Origin of the sequence: Methanosphaera sp. (genome assembly GCF_016282985.1) — an archaeon.
Taxonomy (GTDB): Archaea; Methanobacteriota; Methanobacteria; order Methanobacteriales; family Methanobacteriaceae; genus Methanosphaera.
Genome location: NZ_JAEELZ010000065.1, coordinates 1 through 3,421, shown reverse-complemented (window position 1 = coordinate 3,421; position 3,421 = coordinate 1). Strand labels below are relative to the sequence as shown.

Here is a 3,421-nt window from a genome sequence, read left to right as displayed (position 1 = left end):
CGAAACACGTATCAATAGTGTCCCTACTCCTCCGCCCATAAGGCATAGAGGATAGTCGATACAGGTTTATGATTTTTCATTATATTCAATCATATTTCCCACGGGATTACCATATCTTTTATAGACGTAGGTTTCCCCGTTAGCTAACTTTTAAAAAGTTAACCCCAGTGATAAGCTGGAAAAGTTTTTCATAGTCCTAAAATTGAACTTTCCTGATTTCATGAGCATATCATACATTTTAATCATTTTCTATGCTCCATCAACATCTCCTATATCGAGCAACTAGTTAGATTTTAAACTAGTTTTACAAATCATTTTTAATGTATCAATATGCCCTGCTGACTAAATATCATAAGATTCCATCATTTCATTATATAATTTTTCTAACTAAATCCATTCATCTGGTTTATATGTTTTACCCCATTTAACTCGAAGCATAGTTTTATCTTCTTCTGTTAATTGTGCAACTAAACTATCTTCTTCTTCTTGAGGTCCACCATTCGCTCTTTGATCTAAATAACTAATAAACTAATCAACAGGAGGAGGTGGCGCATCATTAGTACGATAAGTTGCACGCTCTTGTAACGTTAAAGGTTGTAATACTTCTTGAGGAATTTCTAATTCTTCCTATGGTATTTCTACTGAAGCACGTTGTACTGCTGTATTAATTGCTTGAGCGTCAAAACCCTAACGCTTCATAGCTTCTTCCATCCGATAATTAGCCATTTCCTAAAGATAGGCACTATCCTTCCAGCGATATTCTTTAAACTAGCGCAACTTCATTTTAGAAAGATAACGTCCCAAAATAGTCATACCAGTAACTTTACTTTTATCTTGTCCATATGACTATAATAATTTAAACCATTCTTCTGGAATATAAGGAACATCACATTCCTAAAGAATCCATAAATAAGTGTCAGGATTCCAATTATCTACATGCATTGTAATACATTTTTTGCACTAATTTAAAAATTTAGTAGGATATTTGTCTATATTATTAGACTAATAAAATTCAGTAGAACTCATAGTACGATTACATTTTGAACAATAACATTGTTCACTTGTTTTCGCCATATCATCACTCCTTTTATACCTTATTATAAAAGGCTTTTAATAAATTTTAAAAATTGCCCAATTATAAAATAAAAAATATTCATTTAAGATAAATTAACGACTTTTGCCCAAAGACATCTTTTTCATTTTTCGAGCAATCCTTGTTCAATCAGCATCTAATTTTTTTTGGATTTCGCATTTCGGCATTGTTTGCATATACTGTAAAAATTATCTTTACTAGTTTTGTTTTTAGAAAAATATTTATTGTGCGCAAGTTTAATTTTACCGCAACGACTGCATCTTTTAAAAGTGCCTTTTTCTTCAAAAGTATAATGATAAGTAAGCCAATCATCTTCAGCAGTTTCGGCAATTAATTTTGGTATTTTATTACGCCATAAACTAGAAATATATTCAATACTATGTTTAATTCCAAATTCTTGTTGAAGCGCCATTTGAATATCATTATTGGGCATTCCATCAATTTTATATTCTACAATGCGCATATAAAGTGGATATTTTTTTAAAGCTTTATCAACAAGATTTTCAAAATCATTAATCATATACCAAGTATCATTTTCAAAATTACCCCAGCTATCTTCTTTTAAACGAGAATAATTACATAATACTTGTTCGCATACTTTTGGATTTAAAAAAGTAAAACCTGAATAACTAATTTCACCAGTATTTTTATCTATTGAAATAGTACCATCTAATTTAACAATATGTTTACTATGAATTAATTTAATTGGCACTATTGGTTTACGATAAGCATTTTTTATAATATATTGATCCTTGCGCAATTCAATTAAAGTTTTCTTAATAACAAAACTATCTTTTCCAGATGTTGTTTTTAATTTATTTTCCCAGATTGAAATTGCTTCTTTTAACTATCTTAATTCTGTTATTTCTTCTAAATCTTTTTTTGTTATTGAAATTTTTGGTTGAAATATTACATTTTTATCATTAGCAATTAAATTATAAATTCCATCTTCGCCATTTTCAAATTGGGAAACAAGACCTTCAAAAGAAGTTTCTCGTTTATTAACTGTTGTCATACGATTATCAGTTAAAATTTTCTTTTCTTTTCTTTCTTGTTTTTCCATACATAGAATTAAATAATCGGCTAATACTTCTAGATACTTCTCATTAGGTGTAGGGTTTTCATCTAGAATCTACTATACTAATTTATTTCTATCTTCTGGATTCTCAAGTGAATAGTCTAATTTTATCAAACTATCAACCTCCGATCCTTAATGAAAAGAAACTTACTAAAATAATATAATGTGTTCTTTAACCACATGAATATATTCTACCAAAAAAAAAAATAAAACGCAAATTTTTAATTAATCAAAATTGACATTTTACAAAAAAAATAATATAATATATATAGAAATTGAGAAAATATTTTTAAATAAATACCAGGAGCAAACATATGAACGACAATCGTTCGTCGATCGTTCGTCGATCGACTAATATTTATACTAGTTATTTTGCAAATTGGCATAATTTTCCAGAAGGAAGTATAATCGTAAGTATTACTAGATTCGCGCCCAAGGGTTGGAACGGATTAGAGTTGCGGTCTTGCGCTCCTAGCGAAGGATTATTACGTGATTACAAAAATGGTAATATTGATGAATATATTTTTGAGCAAAGATATATTATGCAATTAAATAAGGATAGTAATTTGCGCGAACGTATAAAAGCAGTATTGAATGAATTAGTAAAAAAAAATGATGTAATATTATGTTGTTATGAGAAAAAAGGAGATTTTTGTCATCGCAATATTTTAAGTAAATGGTTAAGTCCAGATATAGAAATAAATGAATTATAAATTTAAGGAGATTATATTAAAATGATGGAATTAATTAATGAGAATACCACTCGTAAAATTGATTCTTTAGGTCGTGTTAGTATTCCAAAGGGATTACGTAATAGACTGCGGCTTGAACCTAATGATGAATTGGAATTTTATACCTTGAGAGAAGATGGACAAGATTATATTTGTTGCACTAAAGTGGGAGGAAATCCTTTACGTAAATATGAGATTGTCGCTGATATGCTTGATGAATTGGGTGTAAAAATTCCTGATGAAATCATTGCAAAATTGCAAGGAGGATAACGAGGAATTCAAAATCGTTATAGCAAAAAAAAAGATAAATAAAATGAAATTGCAGGAAAGCATAATTTTCCTGCAATTTTTCGTTATGTCGAATCAAAAAATCGTTTAGGATTTTGACGGGTCACATATATATATATAATAATAAATATTTTTTTTTATTCCTGAAAAGGTACCCCCCCTATGCGCGCACCTGCAGAAAAAAAATTTTTTTTTATTTTCGGGGGGGGGGGGGGGGGGGGGGGGGGGGGG

4 protein-coding genes are annotated in these 3,421 nt (G+C 29.5%); 2 read left to right on the top strand and 2 right to left on the bottom strand.

Annotated features, from left to right (window positions below; all coding sequences use genetic code 11):
- Positions 1 to 1,229: 1,229 nt before the first annotated feature.
- Together QZZ11_RS03955 and QZZ11_RS03950 are read right to left on the bottom strand one after the other, a co-directional pair.
- Positions 1,230 to 1,853, bottom strand: a complete 624-nt coding sequence (locus QZZ11_RS03955; protein WP_292473803.1) for a hypothetical protein — start codon at positions 1,851 to 1,853, stop codon at positions 1,230 to 1,232.
- Between the two features lie 87 nt (positions 1,854 to 1,940).
- A complete protein-coding gene (locus tag QZZ11_RS03950) occupies positions 1,941 to 2,156 on the bottom strand; it encodes a hypothetical protein (protein WP_292473801.1) in 216 nt (71 codons plus the stop codon).
- A 329-nt stretch (positions 2,157 to 2,485) separates the two neighbouring features.
- On the opposite strand from QZZ11_RS03950, the gene QZZ11_RS03945 reads away from it, so the two are divergent.
- Entirely contained in the window at positions 2,486 to 2,884 is a 399-nt protein-coding gene (locus QZZ11_RS03945; protein WP_292473800.1) for a DUF488 family protein, read from the top strand.
- Positions 2,885 to 2,905: 21 nt separating this feature from the next.
- A complete protein-coding gene (locus QZZ11_RS03940) occupies positions 2,906 to 3,172 on the top strand; it encodes an AbrB/MazE/SpoVT family DNA-binding domain-containing protein (protein WP_292473798.1) in 267 nt (88 codons plus the stop codon).
- Positions 3,173 to 3,421 lie beyond the last annotated feature (249 nt).